Origin of the sequence: Streptomyces sp. NPDC048370 (assembly GCF_043200825.1) — a bacterium.
Classification (GTDB): domain Bacteria; phylum Actinomycetota; class Actinomycetes; order Streptomycetales; family Streptomycetaceae; genus Streptomyces.
In genome coordinates this window covers 173197-195627 of record NZ_JBICYI010000013.1, presented here as the reverse complement: position 1 = coordinate 195627, position 22431 = coordinate 173197, and the positions used below count along the sequence as shown (strand labels likewise).

Below are 22431 nucleotides of genomic sequence, written 5' to 3'. Positions count from 1 at the left end.
TGCGTGTCAGGGGCAGTCGAGCGGAGGGCGGTCGAGCAGCCCGTACATGGTCTCCCTGGGAAGACCCGGATTCGCGGCCGCCTCCTTGGACAGCTCCTCGTCTTCGAGGAGTTGAAGAAGCCGCTTCGGCGGGAGGGCGGGGTTGCGGGCCGCCCCGGCACGCACGCGTGCGTCCGGATCCCGTGTGAGCGCGTCCAGGAGCGTCGGGTCCGTCTTCGGGTCCAGGGTGGCCAGCAGGCGTACGGCGGGGTCCTCGGCGGTCCCGAAGCGCGCCCCGAGCCCGGCGACAGGGAAGCGCGGCAGGCCGAGCAGCCGGTCGCGGTTCTTCCCTCCGTACTCCAGATAGCAGCGCAGGAGCAGCTCGGCGGGGGCCTCGGGGTGGTGCTGCGCGAGGATGATCCGTACACCCGGGTCCTCGTCGGCGGCGAGGAGCGCGACGAGCTCGGTCGGCAGCTTCGGGTTGTACGCGACGCGGCGGCGCAACAGGGGATGCGCCGAGCGGGCGAGCGCGAGCGGCGCCCGGTACGGATCCTGGCCCACCTGGGCGACCTCGTGCGGCTCGACGACGTAGTCGATGGCGGCCCGTTCGGCCTCGGTCAGTTCGGGGCGTACGGAGACGGCGGTACGGACGCCGGGGTCCGGGTCGCGCGCGAGGAGGTCCACCAGTTCGTGCGGGAGGTCCTTCCGCCGGGCGACCTCCCGCCGGGCCTCGGGGTCGCCGACGCGGGCCACGTGCGCCACGACGTCCGGCGGGGTGCTGTAGTTGTGCGCCAGACACCACAGGTCGTCGTCCTCGCGCTCCTTCAGCAGCTCGTCGACGACGGCCCGGGAGAGGCGGCAGTTGACGAGGATGTGGTTGCGGGCGTGCGAACGAGTCTTGGGCATGGCGCGCAGTCGCCGTTCCATCTCCGCCGCGTCGTCCTCCTCCGCCCGCCGGGCCCGCGTCCGCGCGGCGGCGGCCCGCACGTCGGGGTCGGGGTCGGCGAGCAGGGCCGCTCGGCGTTCCTCGGTCAAGGCCGACCACATCTCGGTCCCGTGCACGCGGATCTCGGCGACCGGGTGGGTGGCGTGCGCGAGGCTCGTGCTGTACGGCACCTGGCGGGAGGCGAAGAGCTCCTGGAGTTCCTCCCCGTTGTACGTCGTGAGCATCCGGTCGATCACGTGGTCCGGCAGGTACCGCGGCCAGACCTCGTACCCCGGCCCCGAGGCCAGGAGTCCGCGGACGAGCCAGTGCTCGTCGTCGACGAGCCGTCCCCGCACCTCCCCGGGCACGTGCGGGTTGCGCGCGAGAGCTCCACGCGCGCGTGGAGCCGGGTGCGCGACGATCGCGTCCACGACCTCCGGGGGCAGCTCCCGGCGCCACCGGCAGAGGGCCGACCAGACCGCCTCGTAGGGCGGTCCGAGCAGCCGCAGGAGGAGGTCGACAGGGGCAGCCGGATTGAGGGCGAGGCCCTCCAGGGCCGCCGGTGTCCCGATCGTCGTGGATGTCACCCGTATACCGTCCCCGCCCCTTGACCACGTACGATGCGCGCGCCCGATCGCACGTTCGTACCACCCCGCCTCTACAGGAGCACCGTACTCGTGGAGCCCTCCCAGCCGCCCCAGGATTCCCAGCCGCCCCGTCAGGGCTGGCCCGCCCCCGGGGTCCCGCCGGCTCCCGGGCCGTACACCTCCGGCACCTACGGCCCGTACGGGCCCTACGGGCCCGGTGCCGCGGGTCCTGGCGCCGGTCCTGGTCCCGGCCCCTACGGGATGCCGCAGCAGGGCACCACGAACGGGATGGCGATCGCGTCCCTGGTCTCCGGCATCGTCTGCTGCCTCCCGCCCCTGGGCCTGATCTTCGGCCTGATCGCCCTGCCGCAGATCAGGAAGAGGAACCAGACGGGCAAGGGCCTCGCCGTCACCGGCATCGTCCTGTCCTCCCTCAGCTGCCTCCTCATAGTCGTCGGTCTCGTCTCCGGCGCCTTCGGCGACGTGTGGCGCGGCTTCCAGAAGGGCATGGACGAGGCGGCGCGGTCGGATTCCGCGTTCTCCCTGCGTACGGGCCAGTGCTACAACGTCGACGGCGAACTGGAGGCGGAGACCTCCGAGGTCGAGGTCGTCGACTGCGCGAAGCCGCACGAGGGCGAGGTCACCGGCGGCTTCAAGCTCACCGGCTTCTCCAAGTGGCCGGGCGAGACGTCCATCGACGACATCGCCGCGAAGCGCTGCGGCGACATCGGCAACGCGTACGCGCTCGACAGCTGGGCCTTCCCCGAGTCGGTCTACGACTTCTACTACATGCCGAGCCCCGAGAGTTGGCGTCTCGGCGACCGCGCCGTGACCTGCTCGTTCGTCATCGACGGCGGCGACCCGATGAAGGGCTCGCTGCGCGCCGACAAGACCACCCTCGACGCCCACCAGCTCCACTTCCTCACCACCATGAACCGGATCGACGACGCCCTGGGCGAGGAACCTGAGGACGACGCGGAGGAGGACCTGGCCGCCAACAAGGCCTGGGCGGGGAAGGTCCACGACGCCGTCACCGCCGCGAGCCGGGGCCTGAAGGACCACTCCTGGCCGGCCGCCTCCACGACCGACGTGCGGGGGCTCGTCAAGGAGCTGGACGCCTCCGCGAAGCAGTGGGACAAGCTGGCGAAGTCGGCCGACGCGGACGCCTTCTGGGAGCTCTACGACCAGGCCTACGCCGAGACCTCCTGGCACTCGGAGCCGAAGGTGCGGGCGACCCTGAAGCTGGCGGCGACCGCGCCGGTGTCCGAGTCCGATTCCTCCGCCTGAGCGGTGCCCGAGCGCTGAGCGGTGCCCGCGCGCGCGACGGGGCCGGGGCTCCTTCCTGGAGTCCCGGCCCCGTCGTCGTACCGGTGGGCGGGCCGCCGGAGCGGGCCGCCCGACAGCCTCTAGCGGCGGCCGAGGACGCGGTCGACGGCCGTGATCAGCTCACCGTCGGGGGTGTCCCCGTCCAGCGACCAGAACATTGCGCCGCCGAGCCCCTTCGCCCGGACGTACGCCGACTTGGTGCCCAGCACCCACGGGTCGTCGTACGTCCACAGGGTCGTGCCGTCGAAGAGCCAGGCGTGGCCGTTGCGCCAGTCGCGGTGCACCTTGTACGTGCCCGAGTCCGCGAGCTTCCGCAGCGCCTTGTAGTCCTCGTAGCCGTTCGCCCAGGTGGCGGGTGCGGGGCCGGTCGCGGGCCTGCCGAGTCCGTTGCCGCCGCCCGTGACGCCCGTCCAGCCCTGGCCGTAGAACGGCATGCCCACGACGAGCTTGCGGGCGGGCGCGCCGCGCCGCAGCCAGTCGTTCACGGTCTGGTCGACGCTGAAGTCGCCGGCCTTGGCGAAGAGCGCGGACTGCTGGGCCGTCGTGGACTCCCAGGAGCCGTGGAAGTCGTAGCCCTGGAGGTTCACGAAGTCGAGGTCCCGCATGATCCGGGGGACTTCGAAGCCCGCGTCGATCTTGGCGGGCGCGGTGGGGACGAAGGCGGTCAGTTCGTAGTGCGTGCGCTTGCCGCCGCGCTGCTGCTCCTGTTGCCGCGACGTGGCGTACGCGTCGAGCTGCGTGCGGAACTCCCGTACGAGCGCGGTGAAGTTCTGCTTGTCCTCGGGGCGGAACACGGTGTCGACGTCGCCGGCCGAGCCGGGCCACTCCCAGTCGAGGTCGATGCCGTCGAAGAGACCCGCGGCGGCTCCCGCGCCGCCACGGGCGCCGTCGGTGGGCAGGTTGCCCTTGATGTAGAGGTCGATGCAGGAGGCGACGAAGGCCTTGCGGGAGGCGGGTGTGCGGGCCGCGTCGGAGAAGTGGGTCGACCAGCTCCAACCGCCCAGCGAGATCAGGACCTTGAGCCCGGGGTGCTTCGCCTTGAGCTCGCGCAGCTGGTTGAAGTTGCCTGCGAGGGGCTGGTCGGCGGTGTCGGCGACGCCGTCCACGGAGCCCGCCGCGTCGAGCGGACGCACGTAGTCGGCCCACGCGTCGGCCTCGCCGGGCGTGTTGCCGGTGAAGCACTTTCCGTCCGGACTCACGTTGCCGAAGGCGTAGTTGATGTGGGTGAGTTTGGCCGCCGTGCCACTGGTCTCCAGGTCCTTGACCTGGAAGTTCCGTCCGTAGACGCCCCATTGGGTGAAATAGCCGACCCGCTTGTACGCCGCGCTGTGCGACGTGCGGTCGTCGTCGCCGCGCGACGGCGCGGGGTCGGCGCCCGCGGCGGGGGCGAGGCCGGCCACGAGGCCGAGGGAGAGGGCGGCGATCGTCAGCCGGGCAAGGGTTGTTCGACGCATGAGGCTCGTTTCCTGTGCGTGTGCCGGAAGGGAGCGGTGCTCAGCGGTGCGCACAGGAAGTTATTGGTCTGGACCATTTACGTCAAGATGTTGGGCGGCTATACCTGCGGTAAGCGCAGGCGTAAAGGCAAATCATCACTTCGAGTGAAACCTTGGCCCATGCTTGCGGGTGGACACCGAGGGTTGTCAGTCTGTAGCTGTCCGTCAACCTGAGGGGAGTGTCCTGTGACGTTCGGTGAGCAGCCCGCCTATTTGCGCGTGGCGAGCGATCTCCGGAAGAAGATCGCCAACGGCTCGCTTCCGCCGCATACCCGTCTCCCGTCGCAGGCGCGTATCCGCGAGGAGTACGGAGTCTCGGACACCGTGGCCCTGGAGGCCCGCAAGGTGCTGATGGCCGAGGGGCTCGTCGAGGGCCGCTCGGGTTCGGGGACGTACGTCCGGGAGCGGCCGGTGCCGCGCCGGATCGCCCGCTCCGGATACCGGCCGCCGTCCGGAGCCAACCCCTTCCGGCAGGAGCAGGCGGCCGACGGGGCGCGCGGCACATGGGAGTCCAGCAGCGAGCAGGACCACGCGAGCGCCGCGGTGGCCGCCCGGCTCGGCATCGAGCCCGGGGAGCGGGTGATGCGCACGCGGTACGTGTACCGGGACGCGGGCGAGCCGATGATGCTCTCCACCTCCTGGGAGCCCCTCTCGGTCACCGGGCGGACGCCCGTGATGCTGCCCGAGGAGGGGCCGCTCGGCGGCTGCGGGGTCGTGGAGCGGATGGCGGCGATCGACGTGGTCGTGGACAACGTGGTGGAGGAGGTCGGCGCCCGCCCGGGGCTCGCGGAGGAGCTCCTCGCGCTCGGTGGCGTCCCGGGGCACGTGGTGATGGTCGTGGAGCGGACGTACTACGCCTCGGGGCGGGCCGTGGAGACGGCCGACGTCGTGGTCCCGGCCGACCGCTACCGCATCGCCTACCACCTGCCGGTGCGGTGACGGGGTCTTGTCGGAGGCGCGGGGGTGCGGGGGCGCGGAGGCGTGGTGACCCGGGAGGCGGGGGCGCGGGGGCGTGGTGACCCGGGAGGCGGGGGTGCGGGGGGGTGCGGTGACCCGGGAGGTGGGGGAGTCGTCGTGACCGCTGGGCGGACGGGGTCGTCCGTCGCGCGTTTCCCGGAGTTTACGAGGCGTCAACTCCCGTAACCCCGAGGCAACCGTGCGCTGTCCCGCGCCGTCACGCCCCGCTCCTACCTTCCTCGTCCGTACCCGCAATCCGGTCGGACGACAGGAACCCTCACATGACCGATACGGTCACCCCAGCCGAGTCCCCGGCGGCCGAGGCACCGCCCCGCCGCAGTTACGCCAAGCTGGCCGCCGACGAGAGCCGCGAGGACTACTCGCTCCGCTACGCGCCGCACTCCTTCCGGCGCTGGTCCCCGTCGATGGTGGCCGGCACGGCGCTCGGCGGCATCGCGTATCTCGCGGACTTCGCCATCGGTGCCTCGATCGTCTTCACCTACGGCTTCACGAGCGGCTTCGCCTCGATCCTCACCGCGGCGGCGATCATCTTCCTCACCGGCATCCCCATCGCCAAGGCGTGCGCGACGTACGGCCTGGACATGGACCTGGTGACCCGCGGCGCCGGCTTCGGCTACTTCGGCTCCACCCTCACCTCCCTCATCTACGCCTCCTTCACCTTCATCTTCTTCGCGCTCGAAGGCTCGATCATGGCCCAGGCCATGCATCAGGCCGTGGGTCTTCCGGTCGAGATCGGCTATCTGGTCACGACCCTCATCGTGATCCCGATCGTCTTCCGGGGCATGGGCGCCCTCGCCAAGGTGCAGGCGTGGACCCAGCCGATCTGGCTCGTCGGCATGGTGCTGCCCTTCGTCGTGCTCGCCTTCGAGGCCCCGGACGCCTGGGGGGCCTTCGGCTCCTTCGGCGGTACGGAAGGCGCGGGCTCGGGCTTCTCGTGGATCGGCTTCGGCCTCGGCACGGGCGTCGCTCTCTCCCTCATCGCCCAGATCGGCGAGCAGGCCGACTATCTGCGCTTCATGCCCGCGAAGACCGAGGCCAACAAGCGGCGCTGGAACCTGGCCGTGCTCGCCGCAGGGCCCGGCTGGGTCATCATCGGCGCGGCGAAGCAGCTCGGCGGCGCCTTCCTCGCCTTCGTCGCCCTGGAAGCCGTCGGCAAGACCCACGCCCTGGAGCCGATCGCCCCGCAGATCGAGGCGCTCAAGCCGTGGCTCGGCACGTTCGCCCTGCCCGCCGCGGCGATCTTCGTGGTCGTCTCGCAGATCAAGATCAATGTGACCAACGCCTACAGCGGCTCGCTGTCCTGGTCGAACTTCTTCTCCCGCGTCACCCACCGGCACCCCGGTCGGGTCTGGTACATCTTCCTCAACCTCGCCATCGCCCTGACGCTGATGGAGATGAACATGTTCGCGGCGCTGGGCAAGCTGCTCGGCTTCTACTCGAACGTCGGCATCGCGTGGATCGCCGCCGTCGCCGCCGACCTGGTCATCAACAAGCGGGCCGGCTGGAGCCCGCCGTACATCGAGTTCAAGCGGGCGTACCTCTACTCCGTGAACCCGGCCGGTTTCGGGTCCATGGTGATCGCCTCGACCGTCTCGATCCTCGCCTTCTTCGGTCTCTTCGGTCCGTACGCGCAGGCCTTCTCCACCTTCATCGCCGCCGGTCTCGCGCTGGTCCTCTGCCCGCTGATCGCCTGGGCCACCAAGGGCCGCTACTACCTGGCCCGTCCCAATCCGGTCAACGGACCGGGTGTCGACGTCCAGGACGTGACGGCCACGCACACCTGCTCCGTCTGCGAGACGGCGTACGAGCTTCCGGACATCGCCGACTGTCCCGTGCAGTCCGGGCCGATCTGCTCGCTGTGCTGCTCGCTCGACGCCGAGTGCGGCGACGTCTGCCGCAAGGACCCCGAGGCCGCCGGACCGGTGCTGATGCCCGTGCCGACCGTCCCGCAGGCCGCCCCCAGGGCCTGATCTTCGGCCTCCCTCCGTCGGTTCCCGGCCGGATCCGTACCTCTTTGTGAAAACCCGTATCCGCTGTGTAAAGGTCAGGCGTAAGGTCGGGCATATGCGGATTGCCATTTCGGGGAGATCCAAAGAGAGGTCCGGACCGGCGGAGGGAGTAACCCGATGACCGACAGCGGCCCTGTCCTGCCCTGGTTGGTCATACGGCAGGACGACAACGGCAACCGCTATCGGGTCGGGCGGTACGCAACGGAGGACGAGGCGCAGAAGGTGGCCGACAGCCTCGACGACCGGGGGCACAAGCAGCTCTACTGGGTGGAACGCATCGGCCAACCTGCGGTCTGACCCGCACCGCCCCGCGCTCCGACCCGCGCGGGTTACGCTCCGGCACATGACAGAGAGCACGTCCGACCACGTGGCCGACCACGTGGTCGTGGTCGCCGGAGCCCTGTACGACCGGGGGCGCCTGCTGGCCGCGCGCCGCAGCGCCCCCGCCGAGCTCGCGGGCCGCTGGGAGCTCCCCGGCGGCAAGCTGGAGCCGGGGGAGAGCCCCGAGGAAGCCCTGGTCCGCGAATTGCGCGAGGAACTCGGCGTGGAAACCGCGCCCGGCGAGCGCATCCCCGGCGAGTGGCCGCTGAAGCCCGGATACGTCCTCCAGGTGTGGACGGCCCGCCTGCTTTCCGGCGAACCCCGCCCGCTGGAGGACCACGACGAGCTGCGCTGGCTGGCCCGCCACGAGCTGGACTCCGTCGACTGGCTCGACCAGGACCGGCCCGCCGTCGCCGAGGCCGGCCTGCGCTGGCCGTCCGGCGCAGCCGACGGAGCGCGCGGCTGAGGTTCTACGCCGTTCGTGCCACCGTGCGCCCACTGAGCCCCTCCCCGCGATATCCCGCCCCGAATATCGGGTATGTGCTGATTAACCCCCCGAAAAAGGACGTGGGCCTTCCTTCTGGTGATGGGCTGGGGAAGTGATCGGGCGTGATCGACACCGAGGGCGACTGCGTCGAGTGGAAATTCCCGGCGGAGGCCAATGCCGTGCGCACGGCACGCCACGCGGTGCGCGACACGCTCCGGAGCTGGCAGATCGACTCGGTGGTCGGTGATGTCACCGTCCTGCTGGTCAGCGAGCTGGTGACCAACTCCCTGCGGTACGCCTCCGGCCCGATCGGGGTCCGGCTCGCCCACCTCCGGCCCGGCGCGGACGACACCGCCCACCGCCCCGCCTTGCTCGTGGAAGTCTCCGATCCGCTTCCGGATGCGCCCACCGAACGCGCCGCCGGCCCCGACGACGAGGGCGGTCGCGGACTCCAGCTCGTGGCTTGTTCCGCGCAGCGCTGGGGCATCCGCAAGGGCAGATCGGGCAAGACAGTGTGGTTCGAGCTGGCCCTGCCGGGTTAAGAGAGGGTTGGGACAACGATCACCATGGTCTCGGCCGGAAATGAACGAGACCACCCTGTGATCGTGAACGTCGTGCCGTCGGGGGCCGTAGTGCTGAATACTGCGGGCATGGCCGGTCCGGTGCGGTGAGCTGGAGGGGACGGTCGCGTGAGCGAGATACCTGAGACGGCGAGCGGCGTCGTGTGGCAGAGCAGCCCGCCCGGCTCGATCTATGACTACATCCGGGTCGCCTCCTTCTCGATAGGCCCCGACGGGCTCGTCGACCAGTGGAGCAGGCGGGCCGTCGACCTCTTCGGCGTGCCCGTCGAGCAAGCCGTCGGCAAGGACCCGGTCGAGGCCTTCATGCCCGCCGACCTGCGAGAGCGTGGTCGGCGCAGGGTCGCGGAGATCCTCGACGGCAGGGAGTGGACGGGCCTCGTCCCGTTCCGGATACCCGGGCCGAACCGGCGAGACGGAATCGCCGAGATGTACGTCATGCCGAGCCGGACGCCGACCGGTGAGCGGGCCGCGCTCTGCATCGTCGTGGACGTGCGGGCGCTTCGGCACATCGAGACCGACCTCGCCGCCTCGCAGGCGATTTTCGGCCAATCGCCCTTCGGCTTTCTTCTCTTCGGCACCGACCTCACCGTGCAGCGGGCCAACCGGCGCTTCGCCACGGTCTTCGGCGGCTCGGCCGACGACCACCGGGGCCGTACCGTCCACGACTACCTCTCGCGCCCCGAGGCCGATCGCATGACCGCCGCGCTCCAGCGGGTCCTGGAGACGGGCGAGTCCGTCACCGAGCTGCAGATCGTCGGCGCCCCGCCCGGCTCCACCGACCGGCGCCACTGGTCGATCAACCTCTACCGCGTGCACAGCGGCTCCGGCCGGGCCGTCGGCGTCGCCGGTCTCGGCATCGACGTGACCCGCAGACACAACGCGGCCCGCGAGGCGGCCAGCGCCCGCCGCAACCTCGCCCTCCTCAACGAGGCAGGGGCCCGCATCGGCAACTCCCTCGACCTGGAGGCCACCGCCCGCGAGCTGCTCGACGTGGCCGTCCCCGGCTTCTGCGACCTCGCCTCCGTCGACCTCTACCAGGGCCTGCTGACCGGGGACGAGGCCCCGCCCGGACGCTGGGGCAGCTCCCACGACGTCGGCTACGGGGCGGGCAGCGCCGAACTGCGCCGGGTCGCCTTCGCCAGCGCCGTCTCCGACACCCCGCTCCGGACCCCCGAGGTCACCGCCGGCTCCGACGCCGACGAGGGCTGTTGCGGCACAGGGCCCGTCGAGGTCGGATCCGTCCACCGCTACCCGTTCAACTCGCCCTGCGCCGGGGCGCTCCGCACCGGCCGCGTACGAGCGATCCCGGGCGGCGACGGCAGTCTCGTCCAGTCCACCCTCGTGGTGCCGATGGTCGCCCACGACACCGTCGTCGGCCTCGTGCAGTTCTCCCGGACCAAGGGCAGTGAGCCCTTCGGGGAGCGGGACCGGGCCCTCGCCGTCGAACTGGCCGCCCGCGCGGCGGTCTGCATCGACAACGCCCGGCTCTACCGCCGCGAACACGAGCGGGCCCTGATCCTGCAGCGCAGCCTGCTCCCGCCCGGCGACCCCGAGGCCGCCGGCCTCGACATCGCCTGCCGCTACCTCCCCGGCACCACCGCCACCGAGGTCGGCGGCGACTGGTTCGACGTCATCGAACTCCCCGGCCACCGCACCGCCCTGGTCATCGGCGACGTCATGGGCCGCGGTCTGCGCGCCGCCGTCGCCATGGGCGAACTGCGCACCGCCGTCCGCACCCTGGCCCAGCTCGACCTGGAACCCGCCGAGGTCCTCTCCCACCTCGACGAGATCGCCCGCGGCCTCGGCGCCCCCGCGGGCGCCCAGCAGAGCGCCCGCGCCCACAAGGCCAGAGGCCCGGAACTCTCCGAGGTCTACCTCGCCACCTGCGTCTACGCCGTCTACGACCCGGTCACCCGGCGCTGCACCTTCGCCAACGCAGGCCACCTTCCGCCGGTCCTCGTGGAACCGGGCGAGAAGGCCCTGCTGCTCGACGTGCCCCCGGGGATGCCGCTCGGCGTCGGCGGCGAGCCCTTCGAGGAGGTCGAGGTCGAGCTGCCCGAGGGCGCCCTGCTCGCCCTCTACACCGACGGCCTCGTCGAGTCCCGCGACCATCCCCTCGACGAGGGACTGACCGCTTTCCGGGGCGCGCTCACGGACACCGTCCTGCCGCTCGAAGACGTCTGCGACCGCGTGCTGACCACCCTCCACACCGGGCACGGCGAGGACGACATCGCCCTCCTGATGGCCCGTATCCAGGGACTGCCGTCCGAGGCGGTGGGGGACTGGCGGCTGCCGAGAGAACCCCGCTCGGTCGGCCGGGCCCGCGAACTGGCCCGCGCCCAGCTCAACGCCTGGGACCTCGACGCACTCGTGGACACCGTCGAACTGCTCGTCAGCGAGCTGGTCACCAACGCGCTGCGCTACGGCGAGGGCGAGATCAGGCTCCGGCTGCTGCGCGACCGCACCCTCGTGTGCGAGGTCTGGGACTCCGGGCTCGTCCAGCCGAGACGCCGCCGCGCCCGCGACACCGACGAGGGCGGGCGCGGACTGCAACTGGTCGGACTCCTCAGCGCCGCCTGGGGCTCGCGCCGCACCCCCCGGGGCAAGACCGTCTGGTTCGAACTGCCCCTGCCGGACGGCGACGGAGCGGCGGAGCCCACGGTGGAGCAGCTCCTGAGCATGTTCTGACCAGCGCCGCAGCTTCCCGCGGGCGCGGTCGAACAGCCACCGTGCCCGCGAGCCCCGCCCGGGCGGCGGGCCGGCCGCTACCTCTTGAGCGCGGCGAGCCGCGCCTCGATCTCCGCGCTGTCGCCGAGCGTGTCCAACTGCTCGAACTGGGCGTCCAGCGAGGAGGCGGCCAGCTCCTGCTTGCCCATGGCCTTCGCCTCCTCGCGCCTGACCTTGTCCTCGAAGCGGTTCAGCTCGCTCGTCGGGTCCAGCACGTCGATGTTCTTCACGGCGTCCATCATCGTGTTCTGCGCCTGCGCGGTCCTGGCGCGGGCCACCAGCTCGTCGCGCTTCGACCGGAGCTCGCCCAGCTTGCCCTTCATCTGGTCGAGTCCGCTCTTGAGCTTCTCCACGACCTCGGTCTGCGCCGCGATCGTCGGCTCGGCCGTGCCGGCCTCCTTCTCCGACTGGAGCTGACGCCCCAGCGCGACCTTCGCCAGCTGGTCGAACCGGTCCGCCTCCGCCGTCTGCCCGGCGGCCCGCAGCTCGTCCCCCTTCCTGCTCGCGGCCCGTGCCTTCTCGCCCCACTCCTTCGCCGCGCCCACGTCCTCCTGATGGTCCTGCTCCATCAGCCGCAGATTGCCGATCGTCGTCGCGACCGCCTGCTCGGCCTCCGAGATGTTGTTGCTGTAGTCGCGGATCAGCTGGTCCAGCATCTTCTGCGGATCCTCGGCCTGGTCCAGCAGGGCGTTGATGTTGGCCTTCGCCAGCTGGGTGACACGGCCCAGGACGGTCTGCTTGCTCATGGTCCTTCTCCTTGAACACGAGGGAACTGAAAGGGTCAGAAACGGCCGCCGCCGCCCAGCCGGCCGCGGGTTCCTCCGCCACCGAAACTTCCGGGTCCCCCACCGAACCCGCCCCCGCCGAAACCTCCACCGAACCCCCCGCCATGGCTGCCGCCTCCCCTTCCGCCGCCGAACAGTCCGCCGAGGATGATGCCGCCGAGCACCGCACCGCCGAGCCCGCCGCCGCCACCTCCTACCCCTGTTACACCGCCCAGGCCGTTCGGGTTCCCATACGTACGGACGTCCTGCTCGGCGAGTTCCTGCGCGAGCCGGGCCAGCGCGTCGGCCTGCTGGGCCTCGGCGAGCGCGGACTGCGGGTCGTCGGCGGCCGCGAGGGCGTTGGCCTTCTCCAGCCGCCGCTGGGCCTCGGCCAGTCGGGTCCTGGCCTCGCTGCCGACGGCGCCGCGGTGGGTCGTGACGTAGTCGGCGGCCGCCCCGATCGCGGAGCGGGCGGTCAGCATCGCCTGGTCGAGGAGCGCGCGGGCGCGCCGCGTGCCCGACTCGCGCTCCCGTGCGCCGGTCAGCGCCTCGTCGAGCGCCGCGTCGGCCTCCTCGACCCGGCGCAGCGCGTCGAGCGGGTCGTAGCGGCCCGCGTCGACCGTCCGCCGTACGTCGGCGAGGACCGCGTCCGCCCGGGCGATGCGGCCCTGGAGGTCGGCGGTGGAGACGCCCTCGGCCGTGCCCTGGAGCAGGCCGCGCGCGTCGGCGAGGTCCGCCTCGGTCTCGGAGAGCGCGGTCGGCAGCTTGCCCACGGCCTCGGCCAGCTCCTGCGCCCGGCGGTCCACGGCCTCGCTCAGCCGGGCCGCCTGGTCGACCGCCCCCTCGGCCGCCCGGATGTGGACCGCCGCCGCGCCGTTGTCGCCCGCGTCCACGGCCTGCCGGGCCTGGTTCAGATGGGTCGTCGCGAACACCAGCCGGTCCTTGGCCTGTTCCGCGTCGCCGGCGACCGGCGAGGCGGCCGACTCGGCGTACCGCTCCCGCATCGCGGCGAGCGCCGCCTCCGCCGTACCGACCCGCCCGGTCTGCTCGCGGAACGCGGCCTCCGCGTGGGCGAGCGCCTCGGGGGCGTTGTGTTCCAGAGCCCGGAGCTGGTCGAAGGCCTCGGACTCGGCGTCGAGCCGGGTGTTCGCCTCGTCGCAGCGCCGGAGGATCTCGTCCAGCATCGACCGGCGGGTCGCGTCGTCCTCGGGGAAGGCGTCGTCGAGCTTCTGCCGCAGCCGGAACGCGGCCGTCAGCTCCTCCTTCGCGAACGCCACCGCGTCGGTGAAGGGACGGGCCGCCTCCTCGCCGAACTGGGCGGTCGCGAAGCCGAGTTCCTCCTGGCTCGTACGGACGGCGTCGTCGGTGTCGACGAGCGCCTGCCGCGCCTGCGCGTCCAGTTCGTTCAGCGAGGGGGGCGCGGGCTCCTTCGGAGCGCCCCAGCCCGGCCCGGCCTGTGGCTTCGTGGTGCCGCCCGGGCGGGTGCCGCGTCGGCGCCGGGTCCAGGCGTACGCCGCGACGGCGCCCGCCCCGCCGACGAGGACGACGGGGAGGACGAGGTCCGTCCCGGACGCGCTCCCGTCCGCGGCGCCGCCGGGGTCGGCGGGGCCGGGGGTGATCGTGGGCGTGGGCACGGGCTGTCCCGCGAGCACGGCGCCGTAGCCGTTCGCCGCGCCGATCGCGGCGCCCGCCCAGTCGTTCTGCCGCAGCGCGGGCTCGATCGCGGTCCGCGCGACGTCGTCGAGCTGGGTGGTGGTGAACCGGGAGTCGGGGTCGGCCGAGTAGCCGTACTGCCGGTCGTGCGTGGCCACCGCGAGCAGGACGTCGTCGACGCCGAGTCCGTTGCGGACGGCGGTGGCGTCGGCCCAGCTCTGGCCCGAGCGCCCGGAGAAGTCCCGTACGTACACGACGAAGAGCTGCACCCGCCGGTCGTCGTAGAGCTGGTCGAGGGCCTGGGTGACCGCGGTCCTGCGGTCGCCCAGCGCACCCACCTTGTCGGTGATCTGCCCGTCTCGGGAGAGCACGACGGGGTCGTCGGCCCGGGCGCCGTGAACGGCCGGCACGACCAGCCACCACGCCGCCACCAACATCGCGAGAAGGGCTCGGGTGGCTGTTCGCGTCACAGGGGGAGGTTATGTCCCGGTACGTCCGCTCGCGACCGGGGCTGAAACCATTCTCCACAGCCCTGCGTCACTGTCTGTAGCCGCCGCTACGGTGGTGCTCACGTAAGGAACACGATCTTGGGGGCTCGGGTGGACGGTCGCGTACGACGTTGGTGGCGGCGGGGGCGCTGGGTCGCGCTCGGCCTGGTCCTGCTCCTGGTCCTGCCCACGGCGGGCAGCGCGGTGGCGCTGCGCCTCAACTACGCGGGCGACCTTCGGGAAGGGACCAAGACCCGCGGCAAGGACGCGATCTGGCTGGGCCACGCCTGGGTGGACGGCCGGAAGAAGGACGCCGACCTCGCCGCCTTCGCCGCCCGCATCAAGGGGACGGGGATACGGGACCTGTACGTGCACGCGGGCCCGCTGGAGCACGACGGCACCCTGCCCGCCGCCAAGTACCCGCGCGCCAAGTGGTTGATCGACGGCGTCCACCGGACGATGCCCGGCATACGCGTGCACGCCTGGCTCGGCGACATCCTGGCCAACGAGGGCCCTGACGGCCCCGAAGGGCTGCGCCTGGAGGTCGCGGCCTCACGGGCCGCCGTCGTCGGCTCGGCCCGGCAGATCCTCGACGCCGGCTTCGACGGGGTCCACTTCGACCTGGAGCCCCTGCTCTCGGACGACGCGAACTATCTGTCCCTCCTCGACGACCTCGGCGAGCTGACCAGGGCCCGCAAGGCCCCGCTCTCCGTCGCCGCGCACCAGATCGACCCCCTGCCCGCGCTGCACTCGGTGAACGGCGCGGTCAGCGGCAGCGAGAAGTGGTGGTCGCAGGAGTTCTTCGGACAGGTCGCGCGCCGGGTGGACCAGATAGCCGTCATGTCGTACGACACCTGGATGCCGCTGGAGGGCATGTACGGCGGGTACGTCGCCCAGCAGACGAGCCTCGCCCTGGAGGTCACGCCCGAGACCACCGACCTGCTCATGGGGCTGCCGTTCTTCCACGAGGACGACCTCGGGCACCACGATTCGGCCGAGACCGTCGCGGCCGCGATCCGTGGCACCCGGCTCGGCCTGGGCCGCACGGACCACGACCGCGAGCGGTTCGGGGTCGCGCTCTACGTCGACTTCGCCGCGAAGGAGGAGGACTGGGCGTCCTACCGCCGCGACTGGCACTGACGGCCCGCCGGGGACGGGCCCGGGCCCGCTCGGCCCAGGCCCACCGGCCCAAGCCCGGTGGCCTACGCCCCCCGTCGCCGGATCTTGTTCCCCAGCCATACCAGGGGGTCGTACGAGCGGTCCACGACCCGCTCCTTCAGCGGGATCAGCGCGTTGTCGGTGATCTTGATGTCCTCCGGGCACACCTCCGTGCAGCACTTCGTGATGTTGCAGTAGCCGAGCCCGTGCTCCTCCTGCGCCGTGCGCTTCCGGTCGAGGCCGGTCTCGGCGGCCCCGTCCAGCGGGTGCATGTCCAGCTCCGCGACCCGCATCAGGAAGCGCGGCCCGGCGAACGCCGTCTTGTTCTCCTCGTGGTCACGCACCACATGACAGGTGTCCTGGCACAGGAAGCACTCGATGCACTTGCGGAACTCCTGCGAGCGCTCCACATCCATCTGCCGCATCCGGTACTCGCCCGGAGCCAGACCCTCCGGTGGCACGAAGGCCGGGATCTCCCGCGCCTTCGCGTAGTTGAAGGACACGTCCGTCACCAGGTCACGCACCACCGGAAAGGCCCGCAGCGGGGTGATCGTGAGCGTCTCCGAGCGGTCGAAGGTCGACATCCGGGTCATGCACAACAGCCGTGGCCGCCCGTTGATCTCGGCGGAGCACGAACCGCACTTGCCCGCCTTGCAGTTCCACCGCACGGCGAGATCCGGGGCCTGGGTGGCCTGCAGGCGGTGGACGATGTCGAGGACCACCTCGCCGTCGTTCACCTCGACCGTGAAGTCCGTCAGCTCCCCGCCGTCGGTGTCGCCCCGCCACACCCTGAAGTGCGCGTCATAGGTACTCACTCGTACAGCTCCTCCTCGGCGAGGTACTTGACCAGCTCCTCCTTCTCGAACAGCGCGAGGAGGTCCGGACGGATGGGTTCCGTACGCGTCCGTTCGAGCGCGATGCCGGCGTCCGTCGAGCGAGCCGGGTGGCAGAGCAGGTTGACCGGCCGCCACCCCCGCTCCATCGACGGGTAGTCCTCCCGGGTGTGCCCGCCCCGGCTCTCGGTCCGCTCCAGCGCCGCGCGGGCCACGCACTCGCTCACCAGCAGCATGTTCCGCAGGTCGAGCGCCAGGTGCCAGCCCGGGTTGAACTGCCGGTGCCCCTCGACCCCGGCCCGCCGCGCCCGGACGCGCAGCGCGGCGATCCGCTCCAGGGCCTCGGCCATCTCGCCCTCCCGCCGGATGATTCCGACGAGGTCGTTCATGGTCTGCTGGAGCTCCTGGTGGAGGGTGTACGGGTTCTCGGCGGAGGGTTCCTCCGCCGCGCCGAAGGGCGCGAGCGCCTCGGCCGCCGCCGCCTCGATCCCCGCCTCCGTGACCGACGAGCGCGGGACGGACGCCGCGTACTCCGCCGCGTGCCAGCCCGCCCGCCGCCCGAAGACCAGCAGGTCGGAGAGCGAGTTGCCGCCCAGCCGGTTGGAGCCGTGCATCCCGCCCGCGACCTCACCGGCCGCGAAGAGCCCCGGGACGCCGACCGTGGCCGCCGTGTCCGAGTCGACGGCGACGCCGCCCATCACGTAGTGGCAGGTAGGCCCGACCTCCATCGCCTCCGCCGTGATGTCGACGTCCGCCAGCTCCTTGAACTGGTGGTACATCGAGGGCAGTCGCCGCTTGATCACCTCGGCCGGCATCCGGGTCGACACGTCCAGGAACACCCCGCCGTGCGGCGAGCCGCGCCCCGCCTTCACCTCGGAGTTGATGGCCCGCGCCACCTCGTCGCGCGGCAACAGCTCGGGCGGGCGCCGGTTGTTGTCCGGGTCCTCGTACCAGCGGTCGCCCTCCTCCTCCGTCTGCGCGTACTTCTCCTTGAAGACGTCGGGGACGTAGTCGAACATGAACCGCTTGCCCTCGGAGTTGCGCAGCACACCGCCGTCGCCGCGCACCGACTCGGTGACCAGGATCCCCTTCACCGACGGCGGCCAGACCATCCCGGTCGGATGGAACTGCACGAACTCCATGTTCACCAGCGGCGCGCCCGCGAGCAGCGCGAGCGCGTGGCCGTCGCCCGTGTACTCCCAGGAGTTGGACGTCACCTTGAAGGACTTGCCGATCCCGCCGGTGGCCAGGACCACGGCCGACGCCTCCAGGACGAAGAAGCGGCCGGTCTCCCGCTCGTAGCAGAACACCCCCGCCACCCGCCCCGACTCGTCCCGCAGGACCTGGGTGACCGTGCACTCCTGGAAGACCTTCAGCCGGGACTCGTACTCCCCGGTCTCCCGGAAGTCCTCCTGCTGGAGGGCGACCGTCTTCTGCTGGAGCGTACGGATCAGCTCCAGGCCGGTCCGGTCGCCGACGTGCGCGAGGCGCGGGTACTCGTGGCCGCCGAAGTTGCGCTGGGAGATCCGGCCGTCCGGCGTACGGTCGAAGAGGGCGCCCCAGGTCTCCAGTTCCCAGACCCGGTCGGGCGCCTCGCGCGCGTGGAGCTCCGCCATCCGCCACTGGTTGAGGAACTTGCCGCCGCGCATGGTGTCGCGGAAGTGGACCTGCCAGTTGTCGTGGGGGTTGGCGTTGGCCATGGAGGCGGCGATTCCGCCCTCGGCCATCACCGTGTGGGCCTTGCCGAACAGGGACTTGCAGATGACGGCCGTCCGCGCGCCCCGCTCGCGCGCCTCGATCGCGGCCCGCAGCCCGGCGCCGCCCGCGCCGACCACGACCACGTCCCACTGCTGCCGCTCGACTCGCGTCATGTCAGAAGATCCTCGGGTCGTCGAAGGTGCCGGTGGCGAGCAGGTACACGTACAGGTCACAGACCGCGACGGAGATCAAGGACGCCCAGGCGAGCACCATGTGACGGGTGTTGAGCCGTCCGACCAGGCTCCACAGGCGGTACCGCACCGGGTGCCGGGAGAAGTGCTTCAGCCGCCCGCCGACGATGTGCCGGCAGGAGTGGCAGGAGAGGGTGTACGCCCAGATCAGCACGATGTTGATCAGGAAGATCACGGTCCCCAGACCCGCGTGGCCCCACTCGTACGAGGAGTCCCGGAAGGTCAGCACGGTGTCGTACGTGAGGATCGCGGCGACCGGCAGCGCCGTGTAGAAGAAGTACCGGTGGACGTTCTGCAGGATCAGCGGGAAGCGGGTCTCGCCGGTGTACGTCGTGTGCGGCTCGGCGACCGCGCAGGCCGGCGGAGAGGCCCAGAAGCCCCGGTAGTACGCCTTGCGGTAGTAGTAGCAGGTCAGCCGGAAGCCGAGCGGGAAGATCAGGATCAGCAGGGCGGGCGAGAGGCCCCACCAGCTGCCGAAGATCTCCCAGTTGGGGCCGCCCTTCATCGGGACGCAGTTCTCGGCGAGGCAGGGTGAGTAGAACGGCGAGACGTAGGGGGCCGCGTAGTAGTCGCTGTTGGCGAAGGCACGCCAGGTGGAGTACGCGACGAAGGCGAGCAGCCCGGCGGCGGTGGCGGCGGGCGCCAGCCACCAGCGGTCGGTCCTGAGGTGGCGCGGTGCGATGGCCGCACGGGAAGGGGAGTGCACGCCGGTGGCGCGCACCCCCCTTCCGGTGGACGGCGGTTCGGTTCCTGTGGCCAAGATCGGTCTCCTGGGTCCGGGATCGGTCCGGGATGTCCTAGCGCCGGGATCTCCTGGGCGGCCCGGGATCCCTTGAGCCCGAGATCCCTCAGCCCCGAGATCCCTAGGTCTGAGATCTCCTAGCTCCGGGATCCTCTAGGGCGCGTGCCGGTCGCGTGCTCCCAGGCCCTCGTCGTCCGAGTCCGTCCAGAGCCCGCTGTCGTAGGGGGTGTCGGGGATCGTCACGAGGTTCTCGGGGCGGCCGGGGGGTGGCGCCGCGGTGCCGCCCCGCTCCGCCGCGATGCTGCGTTCCAGCTGTCCGACCGTACGGACCAGGTCTTCGAGGCAGCGCTTGACGGCCGCCAAATCGTCCTGAAGGGACATGGATTGCCCTCACTTCCGCGAGTGCGGGTGGCGAACACGCGATGGGGAGAGAGTGTCGCGTGTCACATCCCGCTTGTGAAGCCATGTGTACGGGATTCCACTCGTCCGGAGAGCGGCGCCGCCCGGCGGTTGGGCCGCACGGGTGGGTTTGCCCCGTCCTGCCGCCGTGTCGCCGTGGCCGGATCCGATCCGTCCTTTTCAGTGTATGAGCAATAGGTGTGATCATCGCCAAATGCCATAAAACTGGACGAAGGGGTACAAGTCATGTCCCAGGTCGGCGCCCCTCGCGGGAGGACATGCTCCAGGAGCCCCCGCTCCCGCACGCTCCGCTCCGTCGCCACGCTCACCAGCGCCGTGCTCGCCATCTCCGTCCTGGCCGGATGCAGCTCCGCCGACGAGGCCGACGAGGCCCCGGCGGCCGCCCCGGACCACGCGCCCGCCGCGCGCGACCGGGTGAAGGACGGGGGCACGCTGAACTGGGCCGTGGACGCGATGCCCACCACGCTCAACGCCTTCCAGGCCGACGCCGACGGCGCCACCTCCCGCGTCGCGGGGGCCGTCCTGCCCGCGCTCTTCACCCTCGACGAGCGCGGCCGGCCCCAGCGCAACGCGGACTACCTGGAGTCCGCGCAGGTCGTCGAGACGGAGCCCAAGCAGGTCGTCCTCTACAAGCTCAACCAGCAGGCGGTGTGGAGCGACGGCCGCGAGATCGGTGCCCCCGACTTCGTCGCGCAGTGGCGTGCCCTGAGCGGCCGGGACACCGCGTACTGGACCGCCCGCAACTCCGGCTACGAGCGGATCGAGAAGATCGAGCGCGGCAAGAACGACCTGGAGGTACGGGTCACCTACGCCAAGCCGTACGCCGACTGGCAGTCCCTCTTCACCCCCCTGTACCCGAAGGAGGTGATGGGCACCCCGAACTCCTTCAACGACGGCGCGCGGACCACCCTGAAGTCGACCGCAGGACCGTTCCTGCTCAAGGCCTCGGACAGCAAGGCCGGCACGGTCACCCTCGTCAGGAACCCCCGCTGGTGGGGGCAGCCCGCCAAGCTCGACCAGCTCGTCCTGAAGGCCGTGGAGCGCGAGGACCGCGTCACCGCGCTCGCCGACGGCAACCTCGACCTGGCCGAGATCGACCGGGCGGCCGCCGACCGCATCGCCCTCGCGGTACGGGACGCCCGCTCGGGACAGGGTGGCCCGCAGGTCCTCTCCCACGGCCCGGGTGCCGCGATCACCCCGTCGGCGGCCCTGAAGTCCTGGGCGCTTGCGAACGGCTCCGACGAGGAGAAGGCGGAGGTCGTCCAGGCCGCCCGCGAGAAGAACCAGAAGGCCATCGAGCGGTACGCGGCCGAGCAGCGGGCGCTGGGGACCTTCGTGGTCCGCAAGTCGCTGGAGCCCGCGTACACCCAGCTCTCCCTGAACGGCGAGTCCGGTCCGCTGGCCGACGAGCGGGTACGGCGGGCGGTGGCCCGCGCGCTCGACCGTCAGGAACTGGCCGAATCCGTACTCAAGCCGCTGGGCCTTCCGGCTCGGCCGCCGGGCAGTCACCTGGCCATGGCGGGGCAGGCGGCGTACGCGGACAGCAGTGACGCGCTCGGCGACCAGGACACCCAGGAGGCGCGGGCCCTGCTCGCGGACGCCGGGTGGGTGCCGGGCGGCGCGGCGAAGAAGCCCGCGGGTACGAAGGCGGGCAGCGAGGCCGAGGCGAAGAAGACGGACGCGGAGAAGAAGGCGGACGCCGAGAAGAAGACGGACGCGGAGAAGAAGACGGACGCCGAGAAGAAGGCGGACGCCGAGAAGAAGTCGGACGGCGCGGCGAAGACCGACGCCGACAAGAAGACGTCCGACAAGGCCAAGAAGCCCGAGGCCGACGCCGCATCCGACGAGGGCCTCTACATCGTCGGCGACGACAAGCCCGGCGGCACCGCCGTCCGCGTCGACGACAAGGCGGGCGACCCCGTCCCCGCCATCGGCGCCGGCGGCCCGGAGAACGGCACCAACATCCTCGCCCCCGCCCCCGGCGCGGCCCTGCAGAACGTGGCCCTGCTGCGCCAGGCCGCCCTGCTCGACACCGGTACGAGCAGGGGCTCGGAGACCGAGGCCAAGGGCCAGAACCCGGCCCGCCCCGACGCGGGCGTCGCCGGTGCCTACGCCCCGCGCGGCACCGCCGCCCCCGCCGTGCCGGCGGCCGCGGGCCAGGCGCTCGGCAAGGACGGCAAGCCGCTCAGCCTGCGCTTCGTCCTCCCCTCGGGCCCCGGCTCGGAGTCGCTCCGCGCGGTCGGAGACAAGATCGTCCGGATGCTGGACGAGGTGGGGATCCGTACGGAGATCACCAAGGTCGCCGACGAGAGCTTCTTCAAGGACCACATCGCCGCAGGCGACTACGACCTGGCCCTCTACTCCTGGCCCGCGACCGCCTTCCCGGCGACCGACGCCCGGCCGATCTTCGCCAAGCCCGAGCCGGCCTCGGACGGCTCGCTCCTGGTCGAGCAGAACTACGCCCGGGTCGGAACGGACCGCATCGATCAACTGTTCGACCAGGCGGTGGCCACCCTCGACGAGGAGGAGGCCCGTGACCTGGTCCGCCAGGCCGACGCCCGGATCTGGGCCGCCGCCGGATCGATTCCCCTCTATCAGCGCCCCCAGCTGGTGGCGGCAAGGCCCGACCTCGCGAACGCGGGCGCCTGGGGCTTCGCGGCCCCGCGCTACCAGGACATCGGCTACAAGAAGCCGGAGTCGGTGAAGGGCGCGGAGAGCAACACGAAGAAGTAGGCGCACCGCCAGGAAGGACCGCCTGGACCCACCACCGCCACCCACCACCGCCACCCGCCACCCACGACGCACCACCAACAAACAGGCGAAACCGCAGGTGGCAACCTCAGAAGCCGCTCAAGTTCCTTGCCCGCCGGTGCCCCCGGCGGGCAGGATCGCGTCCGGCCCCTTGACCCGGCCGGTTCCGCACGCTCAGTGCCCCCACTCCCCCCACCAGCCGCACGCACCACTGCACCACCATGAGGTCCCCAAACCTCCTAGTAGACCCTCTCGAATCC

Annotated in this window: 17 protein-coding genes; 9 read left to right on the top strand and 8 right to left on the bottom strand. The window is 71.6% G+C overall.

Annotation, left to right across the window (positions count from 1 at the left end; all coding sequences use genetic code 11):
- Positions 1–6: 6 nt before the first annotated feature.
- Positions 7–1491 (bottom strand): translation initiation factor 2, encoded by a 1485-nt coding sequence (locus tag ACGFYP_RS26525; protein WP_393498331.1) that lies wholly within the window; start codon positions 1489–1491, stop codon positions 7–9.
- Between the two features lie 90 nt (positions 1492–1581).
- Here ACGFYP_RS26525 and ACGFYP_RS26520 point away from each other — a divergent pair, with 90 nt between their 5' ends.
- Entirely contained in the window at positions 1582–2778 is a 1197-nt protein-coding gene (locus ACGFYP_RS26520; protein ID WP_393498328.1) for a DUF4190 domain-containing protein, read from the top strand.
- A gap of 119 nt (positions 2779–2897) precedes the next feature.
- Here the strand turns inward: ACGFYP_RS26520 and ACGFYP_RS26515 are convergent, their stop codons facing one another.
- A complete protein-coding gene (locus ACGFYP_RS26515; RefSeq protein ID WP_393498325.1) occupies positions 2898–4271 on the bottom strand; it encodes a glycoside hydrolase family 18 protein in 1374 nt (457 codons plus the stop codon).
- A 225-nt stretch (positions 4272–4496) separates the two neighbouring features.
- Between ACGFYP_RS26515 and ACGFYP_RS26510 the strand changes: the two genes are divergently transcribed.
- The 6 genes from ACGFYP_RS26510 to ACGFYP_RS26485 all read left to right on the top strand — a co-directional run bounded on the left by ACGFYP_RS26510 (position 4497) and on the right by ACGFYP_RS26485 (position 11374).
- The gene (locus ACGFYP_RS26510) at positions 4497–5249 is read left to right on the top strand and encodes a GntR family transcriptional regulator (RefSeq protein ID WP_393498322.1); all 753 of its coding nucleotides are present in this window, start codon (positions 4497–4499) and stop codon (positions 5247–5249) included.
- A 299-nt stretch (positions 5250–5548) separates the two neighbouring features.
- Positions 5549–7258 carry a purine-cytosine permease family protein gene (locus ACGFYP_RS26505; RefSeq protein ID WP_393498318.1) on the top strand — a complete coding sequence of 570 codons (1710 nt, stop codon included), beginning with the start codon at positions 5549–5551 and terminating at the stop codon, positions 7256–7258.
- 156 nt (positions 7259–7414) lie between these two features.
- Positions 7415–7594 (top strand): SPOR domain-containing protein, encoded by a 180-nt coding sequence (locus tag ACGFYP_RS26500; RefSeq protein WP_361965777.1) that lies wholly within the window; start codon positions 7415–7417, stop codon positions 7592–7594.
- A gap of 46 nt (positions 7595–7640) precedes the next feature.
- A complete protein-coding gene (locus ACGFYP_RS26495) occupies positions 7641–8084 on the top strand; it encodes a (deoxy)nucleoside triphosphate pyrophosphohydrolase (RefSeq protein ID WP_361965775.1) in 444 nt (147 codons plus the stop codon).
- Between the two features lie 143 nt (positions 8085–8227).
- The gene (locus ACGFYP_RS26490) at positions 8228–8647 is read left to right on the top strand and encodes an ATP-binding protein (RefSeq protein WP_361965773.1); all 420 of its coding nucleotides are present in this window, start codon (positions 8228–8230) and stop codon (positions 8645–8647) included.
- A gap of 147 nt (positions 8648–8794) precedes the next feature.
- On the top strand, positions 8795–11374 hold the full coding sequence (locus ACGFYP_RS26485) for a SpoIIE family protein phosphatase (protein WP_393498312.1): 2580 nt from the start codon (positions 8795–8797) through the stop codon (positions 11372–11374).
- Positions 11375–11451: 77 nt separating this feature from the next.
- Here ACGFYP_RS26485 and ACGFYP_RS26480 read toward each other — a convergent pair whose 3' ends face one another.
- Together ACGFYP_RS26480 and ACGFYP_RS26475 are read right to left on the bottom strand one after the other, a co-directional pair.
- On the bottom strand, positions 11452–12159 hold the full coding sequence (locus tag ACGFYP_RS26480) for a PspA/IM30 family protein (RefSeq protein WP_393498309.1): 708 nt from the start codon (positions 12157–12159) through the stop codon (positions 11452–11454).
- A gap of 35 nt (positions 12160–12194) precedes the next feature.
- Positions 12195–14267: a TPM domain-containing protein gene (locus ACGFYP_RS26475; protein WP_393498420.1), complete on the bottom strand. Its 2073-nt coding sequence runs from the start codon at positions 14265–14267 to the stop codon at positions 12195–12197.
- A gap of 150 nt (positions 14268–14417) precedes the next feature.
- On the opposite strand from ACGFYP_RS26475, the gene ACGFYP_RS26470 reads away from it, so the two are divergent.
- The gene (locus tag ACGFYP_RS26470; protein WP_393498306.1) at positions 14418–15458 is read left to right on the top strand and encodes a hypothetical protein; all 1041 of its coding nucleotides are present in this window, start codon (positions 14418–14420) and stop codon (positions 15456–15458) included.
- 62 nt (positions 15459–15520) lie between these two features.
- On the opposite strand, the gene ACGFYP_RS26465 is transcribed toward ACGFYP_RS26470, so the two are convergent.
- The 4 genes from ACGFYP_RS26465 to ACGFYP_RS26450 form a co-directional block, all read right to left on the bottom strand.
- On the bottom strand, positions 15521–16291 hold the full coding sequence (locus ACGFYP_RS26465) for a succinate dehydrogenase/fumarate reductase iron-sulfur subunit (RefSeq protein ID WP_393498303.1): 771 nt from the start codon (positions 16289–16291) through the stop codon (positions 15521–15523).
- A complete protein-coding gene (locus ACGFYP_RS26460; protein ID WP_393498300.1) occupies positions 16288–18180 on the bottom strand; it encodes a fumarate reductase/succinate dehydrogenase flavoprotein subunit in 1893 nt (630 codons plus the stop codon). Before ACGFYP_RS26460 ends, ACGFYP_RS26465 begins: the two co-directional genes overlap by 4 nt.
- A gap of 1 nt (position 18181) precedes the next feature.
- Complete coding sequence (locus ACGFYP_RS26455; RefSeq protein WP_393498297.1) at positions 18182–19018, bottom strand: hypothetical protein; 837 nt, start codon at positions 19016–19018, stop codon at positions 18182–18184.
- Between the two features lie 135 nt (positions 19019–19153).
- On the bottom strand, positions 19154–19381 hold the full coding sequence (locus ACGFYP_RS26450) for a hypothetical protein (RefSeq protein ID WP_393498295.1): 228 nt from the start codon (positions 19379–19381) through the stop codon (positions 19154–19156).
- Between the two features lie 264 nt (positions 19382–19645).
- On the opposite strand from ACGFYP_RS26450, the gene ACGFYP_RS26445 reads away from it, so the two are divergent.
- The gene (locus ACGFYP_RS26445; RefSeq protein WP_393498292.1) at positions 19646–22153 is read left to right on the top strand and encodes an ABC transporter substrate-binding protein; all 2508 of its coding nucleotides are present in this window, start codon (positions 19646–19648) and stop codon (positions 22151–22153) included.
- Positions 22154–22431 lie beyond the last annotated feature (278 nt).